12 protein-coding genes are annotated in these 13,294 nt (G+C 50.9%); 4 read left to right on the forward strand and 8 right to left on the reverse strand.

Annotated elements, in window-relative coordinates:
- The first annotated feature begins 389 nt into the window (after positions 1 to 389).
- Positions 390 to 1,688: an alpha-ketoglutarate permease gene (gene kgtP, locus ATB02_RS08885; RefSeq protein WP_105271432.1), complete on the forward strand. Its 1,299-nt coding sequence runs from the start codon at positions 390 to 392 to the stop codon at positions 1,686 to 1,688.
- On the opposite strand, the gene ATB02_RS08890 is transcribed toward kgtP, so the two are convergent.
- The 5 genes from ATB02_RS08890 to trxC form a co-directional block, all read right to left on the reverse strand.
- Positions 1,685 to 2,008, reverse strand: coding sequence for a YfiM family lipoprotein (locus ATB02_RS08890; protein ID WP_072004035.1), 324 nt, complete (start codon positions 2,006 to 2,008; stop codon positions 1,685 to 1,687). The genes kgtP and ATB02_RS08890 overlap by 4 nt on opposite strands.
- Positions 2,009 to 2,052: 44 nt before the next feature.
- Entirely contained in the window at positions 2,053 to 3,408 is a 1,356-nt protein-coding gene (gene pssA, locus ATB02_RS08895) for a CDP-diacylglycerol--serine O-phosphatidyltransferase (protein ID WP_000949265.1), read from the reverse strand.
- Between the two features lie 113 nt (positions 3,409 to 3,521).
- A complete protein-coding gene (gene patZ, locus ATB02_RS08900) occupies positions 3,522 to 6,182 on the reverse strand; it encodes a peptidyl-lysine N-acetyltransferase PatZ (protein ID WP_105271433.1) in 2,661 nt (886 codons plus the stop codon).
- Positions 6,183 to 6,213: 31 nt separating this feature from the next.
- Positions 6,214 to 6,912, reverse strand: a complete 699-nt coding sequence (gene tapT, locus ATB02_RS08905) for a tRNA-uridine aminocarboxypropyltransferase (protein WP_032184923.1) — start codon at positions 6,910 to 6,912, stop codon at positions 6,214 to 6,216.
- Between the two features lie 68 nt (positions 6,913 to 6,980).
- Entirely contained in the window at positions 6,981 to 7,400 is a 420-nt protein-coding gene (gene trxC, locus ATB02_RS08910; protein ID WP_001098726.1) for a thioredoxin TrxC, read from the reverse strand.
- A 206-nt stretch (positions 7,401 to 7,606) separates the two neighbouring features.
- Here trxC and ATB02_RS08920 point away from each other — a divergent pair, with 206 nt between their 5' ends.
- A complete protein-coding gene (locus ATB02_RS08920) occupies positions 7,607 to 8,644 on the forward strand; it encodes a tRNA/rRNA methyltransferase (protein ID WP_000997419.1) in 1,038 nt (345 codons plus the stop codon).
- Positions 8,645 to 8,691: 47 nt separating this feature from the next.
- On the opposite strand, the gene ung is transcribed toward ATB02_RS08920, so the two are convergent.
- Entirely contained in the window at positions 8,692 to 9,381 is a 690-nt protein-coding gene (ung, locus tag ATB02_RS08925; protein WP_001262721.1) for a uracil-DNA glycosylase, read from the reverse strand.
- Between the two features lie 304 nt (positions 9,382 to 9,685).
- On the opposite strand from ung, the gene grcA reads away from it, so the two are divergent.
- Positions 9,686 to 10,069, forward strand: coding sequence for an autonomous glycyl radical cofactor GrcA (grcA, locus tag ATB02_RS08930; RefSeq protein ID WP_000627804.1), 384 nt, complete (start codon positions 9,686 to 9,688; stop codon positions 10,067 to 10,069).
- 56 nt (positions 10,070 to 10,125) lie between these two features.
- Here the strand turns inward: grcA and eamB are convergent, their stop codons facing one another.
- Positions 10,126 to 10,713 (reverse strand): cysteine/O-acetylserine transporter, encoded by a 588-nt coding sequence (gene eamB, locus ATB02_RS08935; protein WP_032303583.1) that lies wholly within the window; start codon positions 10,711 to 10,713, stop codon positions 10,126 to 10,128.
- A 102-nt stretch (positions 10,714 to 10,815) separates the two neighbouring features.
- Between eamB and ATB02_RS08940 the strand changes: the two genes are divergently transcribed.
- A complete protein-coding gene (locus ATB02_RS08940; protein WP_105271434.1) occupies positions 10,816 to 11,697 on the forward strand; it encodes a LysR family transcriptional regulator in 882 nt (293 codons plus the stop codon).
- A gap of 208 nt (positions 11,698 to 11,905) precedes the next feature.
- Here ATB02_RS08940 and srmB read toward each other — a convergent pair whose 3' ends face one another.
- Positions 11,906 to 13,240 carry an ATP-dependent RNA helicase SrmB gene (srmB, locus tag ATB02_RS08945; RefSeq protein WP_000219193.1) on the reverse strand — a complete coding sequence of 445 codons (1,335 nt, stop codon included), beginning with the start codon at positions 13,238 to 13,240 and terminating at the stop codon, positions 11,906 to 11,908.
- Between the last annotated feature and the right edge of the window lie 54 nt (positions 13,241 to 13,294).

A 13,294-nucleotide genomic window follows, 5' to 3' on the forward strand; every position in this document is an offset into this window, starting at 1 on the left:
GAAACGCCGTAGCGCCGATGGTAGTGTGGGGTCTCCCCATGCGAGAGTAGGGAACTGCCAGGCATCAAATTAAGCAGAAGGCCATCCGTCAGGATGGCCTTTTTGCGCTGGTGCGGAAAAAATGCCGGATGCGACGCTGGCTGCATCTTATCCGTCCTACGCTCCCACATAAGCCAGATTCAACAGCGAATACGGCTTCCCCAACTTGCCCACTTCTATACGTCCTCCATACCTGAATTCTATACTGAAGATCCTCAATAACTATTCCCCTGCTAACTAAATTCATGGTTAAGGTTGCATAATTACATGCAACAAATGTATAACATTTTCTTTGCTAAAAAATAACGATAACCGATAAAGCATCGGATTACGGCAGGAGACATAATGGCATGACTGAAAGTACTGTAACGGCAGACAGCAAACTGACAAGTAGTGATACTCGTCGCCGCATTTGGGCAATTGTGGGGGCCTCTTCAGGTAATCTGGTCGAGTGGTTCGATTTCTATGTCTACTCGTTCTGTTCACTCTACTTCGCTCACATCTTCTTCCCTTCCGGGAACACGACGACTCAACTACTACAAACAGCAGGTGTTTTTGCTGCTGGATTCCTGATGCGCCCAATAGGCGGTTGGCTATTTGGCCGCATAGCCGATAAACATGGTCGCAAAAAATCGATGCTATTATCGGTGTGTATGATGTGTTTCGGCTCACTGGTTATCGCCTGTTTGCCAGGCTACGAAACAATCGGTACCTGGGCTCCGGCATTATTGCTTCTCGCTCGTTTATTCCAGGGATTATCCGTTGGCGGAGAATATGGCACCAGCGCCACCTATATGAGTGAAGTTGCCGTTGAAGGGCGCAAAGGTTTTTACGCATCATTTCAGTATGTGACGTTGATCGGCGGGCAACTGCTAGCTCTACTGGTTGTCGTGGTTTTACAACACACCATGGAAGACGCTGCACTCAGAGAGTGGGGATGGCGTATTCCTTTCGCGTTAGGAGCTGTGTTAGCTGTTGTGGCGTTGTGGTTACGTCGTCAGTTAGATGAAACTTCACAACAAGAAACACGCGCTTTAAAAGAAGCTGGATCTCTGAAAGGATTATGGCGCAATCGCCGTGCATTCATCATGGTTCTCGGTTTTACCGCTGCGGGCTCCCTTTGTTTCTATACCTTCACCACTTATATGCAGAAGTATCTGGTAAATACTGCGGGAATGCATGCCAACGTGGCGAGTGGCATTATGACTGCCGCATTGTTTGTATTCATGCTTATTCAACCACTTATTGGCGCGCTGTCGGATAAGATTGGTCGTCGTACCTCAATGTTATGTTTCGGTTCTCTGGCAACCATTTTTACCGTTCCTATTCTCTCAGCATTGCAGAACGTTTCTTCGCCTTATGCCGCTTTTGGTCTAGTGATGTGCGCCCTGCTGATAGTGAGTTTTTATACTTCAATCAGTGGAATACTGAAGGCTGAGATGTTCCCGGCACAGGTTCGCGCATTAGGCGTTGGTCTGTCATATGCGGTCGCCAATGCTATATTTGGTGGTTCGGCGGAGTACGTAGCGTTGTCACTGAAATCAATAGGAATGGAAACAGCCTTCTTCTGGTATGTGACCTTGATGGCCGTGGTGGCGTTTCTGGTTTCACTAACATTGCACCGTAAAGGAAAAGGGATGCGTCTTTAGTGATGCGCCAGTTGCCAGACGGTATAGCCAGTAGTTGCACCGGCGACATCCCAGGTAAAATCTTTCCAGCTCCAGCCGCTCCCCTCGGGGCGGCTATCCCAAAGTTCTTTTGACGCGCCCAGCCCAACAGAGAACATCAGCCCGAAAGTGGCACTGCGATCGCGACTCATCCCCTGATGCTGTGAATATTCATTTCCGGCAGCGGAAAGCATCGCCGAGGCGATAAAGTGTTGAGCTTTATCCTGCCCGCTCCAGCTATCGTTAGCCATATGGCTGCATCCAGAAAGTAACAATAGCGAACAGACAAAAAGAATACGCAAAACGTGGCCTCCAAAAACAAACCCCGTACAGGACGGGGTTGTGATTACAGGATGCGGCTAATTAATCGGTCGATGCGGATACGGCGCAAACGGCGAATGAGTTTACGAACCTTCACCGGATAATCGGCAATACTTTGCAGATCGCGATAGTGCTTAACGATGGTGGTATGCTCGCGGATCAGCTCCAGTTCTTTCTCTCGCTGTGGCGCAAGCTCCAGTTGCGGATCGTGAATCAAAATGGCGTTTTCCAGATCCAGACGCCAGGCGCGTGGGTTCAGGTTATTGCCGGTGATCAGCATCCACTTATCATCAACCCACATCCCTTTCAGGTGATAGGTGTTGTCGTCGTCTTTCCATAACCGAACCACTAACTGGTCAGTGTTGACGTAATACTGTAAACGGCTCAGGAAACGACGCAGATTGATCTCATAGAGATAAGGCAATGCGCCAATTATCTTGAAAGGTTCATCTTCCGGAATGTAGAAGTCATTCGCGGTTTTATCACCAACAATAATTTCGACCTTTTTCCCTTCGCGCAGCAACTGGATGATATTGCGCACAAGGATTGCTGGCAGGTTGAAGTATGGCGTACAGATGGTTAGTTTCTGCTCGGCACAAGGCATAAGGTGGAAAATGGTCTTGTTCAACAGACTCGATTTCCCCAGACCTACCAACGGCGTTACGGAAAGCTGATCGTTGTCAGCATCGCCCTGGAAATGATAAGCGGCATCACGCAGCTCCTGGCGGAACAGACGAATATCGTTCTTGATTTCCGGGCTTTTTGGCCGATTAACATCATCCAGACGATTAACGCCGCGGCCATTCATAATATTCTGTGTAACCCATTCAAACATAATGTCTGACATCTTACGGTTACGGATCAGATGATAACGGTCGTAGCGATATTTATCGTGCTGATGCAGGTAAACATCGTTCAGGCTGGCACCGCTATAAAGTACGCTATCGTCGATGATAAAGCCTTTAAAGTGCAGAACACCAAGGGCCTCACGGGTATTGATTGGAACGCCATAAACTGGAACATCTACGCCCGGATTTTCCTGTGCCATGCGGCAGTACCAGTCAGCGTTAGTGTTAGATGCCGCAGCGCCAATGCGTCCACGTTGTGCACGATGCCAGTCGACCAGCACCCGTACATCCAGTTCCGGACGCTGCCGTTTAGCCTCATACAACGCGTTCAGAATGCCTTTGCCACCGTCATCCTGTTCGAGATACAGGGCGACAATGCAAATGCGCTGCTTCGCGCTGGCTATTTTTTCCAGCAGCGTCTCCCGGAAGTCGGCGGGAGCGTAAAAGAAATCGACATCATCAACTGATTGAGAAATCTTGGGTAGTTGGGCAAGGTGTTGTTGATGTTTATTACGCTTAAATTTTGACAACATCACAGTGCATTTCTTCTCTGTTCATTGAAGGGTCCTCTGTGCAATGCAGACGACATAAGCGGGCAATAATAACACCAGTCCCGATTAAGTGGTCAACATTTCCAGTACCTTACTCATGATTCCTCGCGCTGGGCAAGATTTAGCGTAAGCCCAACGATCCCCTCTTCGAGCTGGATATCAACGTTAAACCCGAGCTTGCGGGCCAGCGCCACCATGCCACGATTGTTTGGCATCGTAATACCATTCAGACGTTGCAGTCCGTGATCTCGCGTATAGGTAATCAACTTTTCCATTAAGCGTCGACCTAAGCCTAACCCTTTGAGATCCGAGCGAACCAGCACGGCAAATTCGGCATCGATGTTATCAGGATCGGAGATCGCACGCGTGACGCCGAGGATCTCTTCTGTTTGATCAATACGTCGTACCGCCACAAAAGCCATTTCCCGATCGTAGTCGATCTGCGTCATGTTGGCTAAATCTTCATGGGTAAATTCGTTGATCTCGCTAAAGTAGCGGTAATAAAGATCTTCTTTGGTGACTCGCGAAATGAATTGCTGAAGCTGTGGCTCATCTTCTGGCAAAATCGGGCGGAACAAGCAGCGTTCACCGTTTTTCAATTCTACCCATTCTTCCAGCTGATGCGGATAAGGGCGCACAGCCAGGCGACTCTCGTTATCGCCTTCAAACGGCGCGATATCCAGCGTGACATCAAGTGCGGTAAATTCATTGCCGGAAGCCAGCAAAGGATGAATATCCAGCCTCTGAATCTCCGGACAATCGACAATCAAGTTAGAAACCTGCACCAGTAACTGGCTTAATCCCGCCACATCCAGCGGGCGTAGCGCACTACGCGCACGAATCTTTTTACTTTTGATCCCCTGAATGACCAGATAACGTGCCAGGTTCATGTTCAGCGGCGGTAGTGCGACGACGGCTTGATCTTCAGGACGCCACTCCACACCGCCTTCGCCCAGCATGATCAACGGTCCGAAAACCGGATCGTGCTCAACCACTACTCGCAACTCCTGAGCGCCAGCACGGTTAGCCATACTTTGTACCAGCAGGCCGTGGATACGCGCCTGCGGCCAGGCCATTTTTACGCGATCGAAAATAGCATTTGCGGCTTGCTGGACTTCATTGGCTGTACGCAAGTAGAGCATGACGCCCTGAACTTCTGATTTATGTGGAATATCCGGCGAGCGTAATTTTAGTGCCACCGGATAACCAATCTGTTCGGCAATATGCACAGCCTCGGTGCTGTCAGTGGCAATCCAGGTGGGAAGTGTGTTCATGCCGTACGCTTGCAGGATAGGCTGAACTTCATGGGTATCGAACGACGTTGCCCCTTCGACAATGGCCTGTTGCAACAGAAGATGCGCTTCTGCGGTATTAGAGGTCAGATTGCTGGGCAACGCCGGCGTTTCGCGTAGTTGCTTCTGATTACGCCGGTATTCCACCATATGCATAAAAGCGGTGATGGTTCCTTCCGGGGTGCGGTAGGTCGGCAGCCCGGCTTCGCTGAATAAACGTCGTGCCTCTTGCGAGGAGTGCTCGCCGCACCAGTTCGTCAGCAGAGAAACATACTTGCTGCGGGGATGATGCTTTACCGCTTCAATTAATGCATGTGCGCTTTCTGTTGCGGGAGCAGCGGCGCTGGGCGAATGAATAACCATCAGCGCATCAAAATCCTGACTGTGGAGCAGAATATCCAGCGTTTTAATATAATGCTCACTGCTGGCGTCATCGCGAAGATCGAGTGGGTTAGAGATTGCCACATGTTCTGGCAGTGCATCGCGCAATTTCTGGCAGGTTTCTTCACTGAGCGTAGCCAGCTTGCCATTGCGTGACCATAAGGCATCCAGCGCCAGTGCGGCAGGTGCTGCACCGTTGCTGATAATCATCAGCCGCTCTCCACGTAGCGGGCGCATATGGCTAAGGGTTTCGACTGCCGAAAACAGCTCGTGGGTATCCTGCACTCGCAACAAACCGGCGCGCTGAATAGCTGCATCCCAAGCAGGATCCATTCCTGCCGTGGTGTTCAGTAGTCGTTGCGCCGCCGGGCTACGTCCGCTTTTAATTACCAGAATCGGTTTATTACGTGAGGCGCTACGTGCAGCCGAAACAAAACGTCGCGCATCACTTAATTGTTCGAGGTAGAGCAGGATTGCACTGGTTTTGCTGTCGCGCGCCAGATAATCGAGCAATTCATCAACGTCGATATCCAGACTGTCGCCGAGAGCAATAAAGTAGGAAAAGCCCATTTCCCGCTGTTGTGCCCAGTCGAGGATGGTATTGGAGACGGCGGCAGACTGCGAAATAAACGCCAGTTTGCCGCGTTTAATCGGTACAGGCGAAAAGCTGGCATTCAGGCCTTGCCAGGGGGCCAGTAATCCCAGACTGTTTGGCCCCAGCAGACGCATGTTATGGCGCAGGGCGCAGGCGCGGAGATCTTCGTGTTGCGATGCCGGGGCGGAAAGAATAATGCAGGTTTTACAGCCTTTCTCGCCGAGCTCTTCCAGAAGAGTAAGATTGCGGCTGGCATTGGTACATAAAACCGCAAGATCGGGTGTAAAGGGCAGGCTGGCAATATCCGGCCAGGCCAACACACCCAACACCGCTTTCCAGGCAGGCGTCACCGGGAGTACCGGCCCGTTAAATCCCCCCGCCAGCAGGTTACGCATCATCAGGTAACCTGCGCGATTGGGTTTCATCGATGCGCCAATTACCGCAATCGATTTTGGTCGCAGTAGTGCTTCCAGTCCTCGCTGACTCATATCGGTCTCCCGCAGAAGTGACCGAATGATTTTAAACGCTTTCTAACTGTTCTGCTGTGATGCTACCCAGATGTTGCGTTTTTCCTGCTAGATAGCGTGTTTTAAAGCGGGTGAAATACTCGCCTAGACCTGCCGCCGCTCCGGTATCGCCGGCCATATCTAACAGTGCGATGGCAACTTCGGCAGTGCAGTATTGGCCTTCAGCCTGGGCTTCACGCAGGCGATAGGCAGATAGCCGGGAAAGATCGACGGAAATGACGGGAAGATTATCCAGATACGGACTTTTACGAAACATCTTGCGAGCTTCCGGCCAGGTACCATCGAGCATGATAAACAGCGGTGGCTTACCAGCAGGTGGTGTAAAAATCACTTCCCGTTGCTCATCAGCATACGAGGCGGGAAAGACCACCATTGGCTGATAATCCGGGTTTTGTACCAGAGCCAGCAAATCCTGCGAGGGTTCGGTACGGGACCATTGAAACGCGACGGTATTTGGCAAGATATCGGCAATCAGACGCCCGGTGTTACTGGGCTTCATTGGCTCGGTGTCGAACATCAGCAAACAAAAGCGACTTTTAGCTTCCGCTGGAGTAATTGTCGAACAGAGACATAATTTCTCTGGCAAAAGACAGCGTTGGCAGCGACGAACGCGATTACCGCGGGCAAGAAAAGGACGTGTTGCGCGCGCAATACGCTCGGCGCGTAACTGGAGAACAGCGTTTTCGGTCATAAGAGAGCGTCGAAAAAACGCCATTGTCGCAGAGGAGAAAACGGGGCACAAGATGCACCCCGACAAGATTAAAGCGATTCGTTCAGCCAGCTATCGAAAGGTGCTTTTGGTACTGCGCCATTAAGCATGTCGACAACCTGACCGTTTTTGAAAATCATGATTGTCGGAATGCTACGAATACCAAAGCGGCTGCTTAATTCACGTTCAGCTTCGGTATTCACTTTCACAAAGCGCACTTTACCGCTACGCTCTTGCGCAACATCTTCAAAAATTGGTGCGAAATTACGGCAGGGGCCGCACCACGGCGCCCAGAAGTCGATCACCACAGGCAGATCATCTTTCAGCAATTTGTCGAGCGTTTCACCGGTCGCATTAATCACCTCTCCGTCAAACAAGTCGTGACCGCAGCGTCCGCATTTTGCCGCATCTTCGATCCGATCGTCGGGAATGCGATTGATGGCCTGACAATGGGTACAAACGGTATTCATAACTAACCTCGGGATGAGTAAGGAGACTTATCGGCAACGACGCCGGTATGTTTCTAATATGTTACATATTATCGGGGACATTGTTCCAGACAACAATCTGTTTTATTCAATAGGTATGATAGTCGCAGGCTTTGGTACGAAATCATGGCGAACCGCGCGCACTTCGGGTAATCTGCGCGCTTCGCGCAGCGCTGGTGGAGAAAAGCATGAACGATGAGATGAAAGGTAAAAGCGGCAAGGTCAAAGTGATGTATGTCCGCAGTGATGATGATTCTGATAAACGTACCCATAACCCGCGTACCGGGAAAGGGGGCGGGCGTCCAGGAAAATCTCGTGCCGACGGTGGCCGTCGCCCCGCCCGCGATGACAAACAAAGTCAGCCCCGTGACCGCAAGTGGGAAGAGTCTCCGTGGCGCACGGTTTCCCGCGCGCCGGGTGATGAGACGCCGGAAAAGGCCGATCACGGTGGCATCAGTGGTAAAAGTTTTATTGATCCGGAAGTGTTGCGTCGTCAGCGTGCGGAAGAAACCCGCGTCTACGGCGAAAACGCCTGTCAGGCACTGTTCCAGAGCCGCCCCGAAGCGATTGTTCGCGCCTGGTTTATTCAGAGCGTAACGCCACGTTTTAAAGAAGCATTGCGCTGGATGGCGGCAAACCGCAAAGCGTATCATGTGGTGGATGAAGCGGAACTGACCAAAGCGTCAGGCACGGAACATCACGGCGGCGTTTGCTTCCTGATCAAAAAGCGTAACGGTACAACCGTGCAGCAGTGGGTAAGTCAGGCAGGTGCGCAGGATTGTGTACTGGCACTGGAAAACGAATCTAACCCGCATAACCTGGGTGGCATGATGCGCAGTTGCGCGCACTTCGGCGTGAAAGGCGTTGTGGTGCAGGATGCGGCGTTGCTGGAATCCGGTGCGGCTATCCGTACCGCAGAAGGCGGTGCAGAGCATGTCCAGCCGATTACTGGCGACAACATTGTTAACGTGCTGGATGACTTCCGCCAGGCGGGTTACACCGTAGTGACCACCTCCAGCGAGCAGGGTAAACCGCTGTTCAAAACCAGTCTGCCAGAGAAAATGGTGCTGGTGCTGGGTCAGGAATATGAAGGGTTACCGGATGCCGCACGCGATCCGAACGATTTGCGCGTGAAGATTGACGGAACTGGGAATGTTGCCGGGCTGAATATCTCTGTTGCAACCGGCGTTTTGCTTGGCGAATGGTGGCGTCAGAACAAAGCCTGATAAATCAGCCGGGTGGCAATTCTGCCATCCGGCGTTTTCCCTCAAATTTACTCACTCTCTGCCGGTAATACTGGCATCCAGTCAATCGGTTTCTCGCCACGTTGTTCCAGCCACTGATTTGCCAGCACAAAATGATTGCAGCCAAAGAATCCACGATGTGCAGAAAGCGGCGATGGATGCGGCGCTTTCAGTACGTGGTGGCGTTGCTTATCTATAATCGCCCCTTTCTTTTGCGCATGTGATCCCCACAACAAAAACACCACGCCTTCGCGGTGCTGGTTAATCAGGCTGATGACTTTGTCGGTGAAGGTCTCCCAACCGAGGCTGGCGTGGGAATGCGCCTGACCTGCGCGAACCGTCAAGACGGTATTGAGCAGCAGAACGCCCTGACGCGCCCAGCTTTCAAGATAACCATGATTAGGGCGGGTGAAGCCGGGAATAGTATTTTCGAGCTCTTTATACATATTCAGCAGTGACGGCGGTGTCGCAATTCCGGGGCGAACGGAAAATGCCAGACCATGCGCCTGTCCCGGTCCGTGATAAGGATCCTGACCGAGGATCACCACTTTAACGTCACCCAACTCTGTAAAGCGGAAGGCGTTAAAGACATCTTTTTGTGGTGGATAGATAGTGACGCCGGACTGCCGCTCGCTGGCGACGGTCTGAAGGGTATTAAGAAAATAGGGTTGCTGCTTCTCTTCAGCCAGCACATCATGCCAGGTTAATTCGTTAGCCATCTCGCTCTCCTGCGAATCTTCAATCCGCCTAGCTTAACTGCTTCTTTCTACAGAACAAAATCATGCTCATTTTATAGACAAAAAGACATGCAAAAAAATGTAAATTGGTAAAATTTCACACCTGCATAAGTTGATGTAAAACAATAAAATCCATTTGTGACCACATTCGATATGTGGTTTTTATTGATTTAAATCAAAGAATCAAGGGTGTTTGAGGAGTATATATACACTCAAGCAACAATGGTTTTACCAATTGGCCGCGACAGGCTGAACAAATCAAATAATTTTGCCGGGGAGGCATCACATGATTACAGGTATCCAGATTACTAAAGCCGCTAACGACGATCTGCTGAACTCTTTCTGGCTGCTGGACAGCGAAAAAGGCGAAGCGCGTTGCATCGTTGCGAAAGCAGGTTTTGCAGAAGACGAAGTGGTTGCAGTAAGCAAACTGGGTGACATTGAATACCGTGAAGTTCCAGTAGAAGTTAAACCAGAAGTTCGCGTTGAAGGTGGTCAGCACCTGAACGTAAACGTTCTGCGTCGTGAAACTCTGGAAGATGCAGTTAAGCATCCGGAAAAATATCCGCAGCTGACCATCCGTGTATCCGGTTATGCAGTTCGCTTTAACTCTCTGACTCCGGAACAGCAGCGCGATGTTATCGCTCGTACCTTTACTGAAAGCCTGTAAGGCTTAAGTCAGATTTTTCAGAAGCGGAAGAGGGCGACCCCTTCCGCTTTTTTTCATTAACAGAAAATGCGCACCGCGCAATAGACCAGCAACAACGCCAGCACGATATTTAACTGGCGACCATACTGGCGAAACAATCGCTGAAACAGATGCCCCGCCAGCGCCCAGCACACATTGCCAAACGTCCCAATCATTGCCAGCAAAACGCTGACGCCAATCACCCAGCTTAACGCCTGCGTTTGTGGCAGGACAAATGTCGACAGTGCTGTAATGCCGTACAAAATAATTTTGACGTTCACAAACTGCAAAGCAAAGCTGGCCCAAAAGCTGATCGGTTTGGCCTGAAGTCCGTCTTCCTTGGTTGGACTGGTAGCGATTTTCCACGCCAGCCAGACAATATATGCTGCTCCTGCCCAACTCAAAAGGTGCACCGCTGCCGGGTCGATAACAGCCAGTGAAAATGAAATTCCTGCACACAGTAACATCACAATCAAAAATCCCAGACTCATCCCTGCCAGCACGCGGGTACTCCGACGAAATCCATGCGACGTGGCAGAGCTAAGAGCGAGTATATTGTTTGGTCCTGGCGTCAGGGCGGTAATCAGGGTGTAGGTCCAAAAAGCACTTAAAAGGGTCGGTGTCACTTGTTATCTCCTCTGTTTTGGTAGACAGTACCCGACACGAAACATTTAAAAAAATGAATGTTTTCACATTCTAAATTCGATATTTTCGATAGGTTTGGAGTTATGGATCTGCGCCGTTTTATTACGCTTAAAACCGTGGTGGAAGAGGGTTCCTTTTTGCGAGCTTCGCAAAAATTGTGTTGCACACAATCGACGGTGACTTTTCATATTCAGCAGCTTGAACAGGAGTTCTCAGTACAATTGTTTGAGAAAATTGGCCGACGGATGTGCCTCACTCGCGAAGGCAAAAAGTTGCTGCCGCACATCTATGAACTCACCAGAGTGATGGATACGCTTCGTGAGGCTGCCAAAAAAGAGTCGGAACCGGACGGGGAACTACGCGTTGTTTCGGGCGAAACGTTGCTCTCTTACCGAATGCCGCAGGTGTTGCAGCGTTTTCGGCAACGTGCACCAAAAGTGCGTTTATCACTGCAGTCGCTGAACTGTTACGTGATCCGTGATGCTCTACTGAATGATGAGGCCGACGTCGGTGTTTTTTATCGCGTAGGAAATGATGATGCTCTGAATCGACGAGAATTGGGTGAACAATCGCTGGTGCTGGTGGCTTCACCGCAAATTGCAGATGTCGATTTTACTCAGCCTGGAAGACATAACGCCTGTAGCTTTATTATCAACGAACCACAATGTGTCTTCCGGCAGATATTTGAGAGCGCGTTGCGCCAGCGACGGATCACGGTGGAAAACACCATTGAGCTTATAAGCATTGAAAGCATCAAGCGTTGTGTCGCGGCAAATATCGGGGTCAGTTACCTGCCGCGCTTTGCAGTGGCAAATGAACTTGCGAGTGGCGAATTAATCGAATTGCCTTTTGGCGAACAGTCGCAGACTATTACGGCAATGTGCGCTCACCATGCCGGGAAAGCGGTTAGCCCGGCGATGCACACTTTTATTCAGTGTGTTGAAGAGTGTTTTTTGCCGGGATAAAAATAATGCCGGGCTTAAACCCGGCACCTAACTTGTCGACGAAGTGCGTTTTGTTCATGCCGGATGCGGCGTGAACGCCTTATCCGGCCTACAAGATCGTGCAAATTCAATATATTGCATGAGCCATGTAGGCCTGATAAGCGTAGCGCATCAGGCAGTTTTGCGTTTGCCAGCACTTTTAATTCCGGGCTTAAACCCGGAATTAAGATCACTCTTCTGTCGTTTGCGGTGGCACGCCCGTTCCGCTTGGTTTACGGCGCTTACCAATATTTTTGGTGTCGCGATGGCGTTTTTTCACCCGCGGCTTCTCTTTCTCTTTAGCCTTTTTCTTCTCGGCGCGTTTTGCCAGTACTTTCTTCGATGGCTTGCCGGTCTGCTTCTCACTTGGCGCACGCGTTTTCGGGCGTAACTCATCAATTACGCGAGCTTTAATTGGCTCTTCAATATAACGGCCTACTTTGCCCAGCAGCAGATGGTCATGAGCTTCAACCAGTGAAATCGCGGTTCCCTTACGACCAGCGCGAGCAGTACGTCCGATACGGTGTAAATAAGTATCGCCACTGCGTGGCATATCGAAGTTAAAGACATGGCTGACATCCGGAATGTCGATACCGCGCGCGGCAACATCGGTGGCAACCAGTACGTTTACGCGACCTTCGGTCAGACGCTTGATCGCTTCGTTACGCTTGCCTTGTACCATCTCACCTTCGAGATAGCAGTTGTTGATGCCCGCTTCGCGCAGCCAGTTTGCCAGTTCATGCACACGCTCACGCTTACGCACAAATACAATTGAGCGGGTCGCTTCCGGTTGTTTTAACAGATGCACCAGTAATGCGGTTTTATGTTCCAGGTCATCGGCGCGGTAATACCACTGATGAATCTTTTTGCGCTCACGGGTGGATGGATTCGCAGAAACTTCCACCGGATCTTCAAGCAGACGCTCGGCAAAATCCTGAATGGCATCGCCTTCAAGCGTTGCCGAGAAGAGCAGGGTCTGTTTACGCCAGCGCGTTTCGCCTGCAATATGTTCGATATCCTGAGCAAAACCCATATCCAGCATACGGTCTGCTTCGTCGAGGATCAGCGTTTCAACCGCGCGGCAATCGAAGTTCTCTTCTTTTATGTATTGCAGCAGACGTCCGGTCGTGGCAACCACGATATCCTGGTTTTCGCTGAATACTTCCGCGTGGTTCATATAGGCTACGCCGCCGGTGATGGTGGCGATATCCAGATGCGTATGTTTCGCCAGTTCGCGGGCATGATCGGCCACCTGCATCGCCAGTTCGCGAGTTGGGGTGAGGATCAAAATACGCGGCGGGCCGGATTTCTTACGGGGAAAATCGAGCAGGTGCTGCAACGCTGGCAGCAGATACGCCGCCGTTTTACCGGTGCCTGTCGGCGCAGAACCGAGTACATCACGGCCATCGAGCGCAGGCGGAATGGCGGCAGCCTGAATGGCGGTCGGGCGAGTGAAACCTTTATCCTGGAGGGCTTCCAGCAGGCTTTCGTCGAGTTCAAGTTCGGAAAAAGTCGTTACAGTCATGTTCTACCTCTGTGTGGGGCGCTGATTATAGACGTTACGGCTGCAATCTTCATC

Source organism: Escherichia sp. MOD1-EC5189, from assembly GCF_002966045.1.
GTDB lineage: Bacteria > Pseudomonadota > Gammaproteobacteria > Enterobacterales > Enterobacteriaceae > Escherichia > Escherichia coli_F.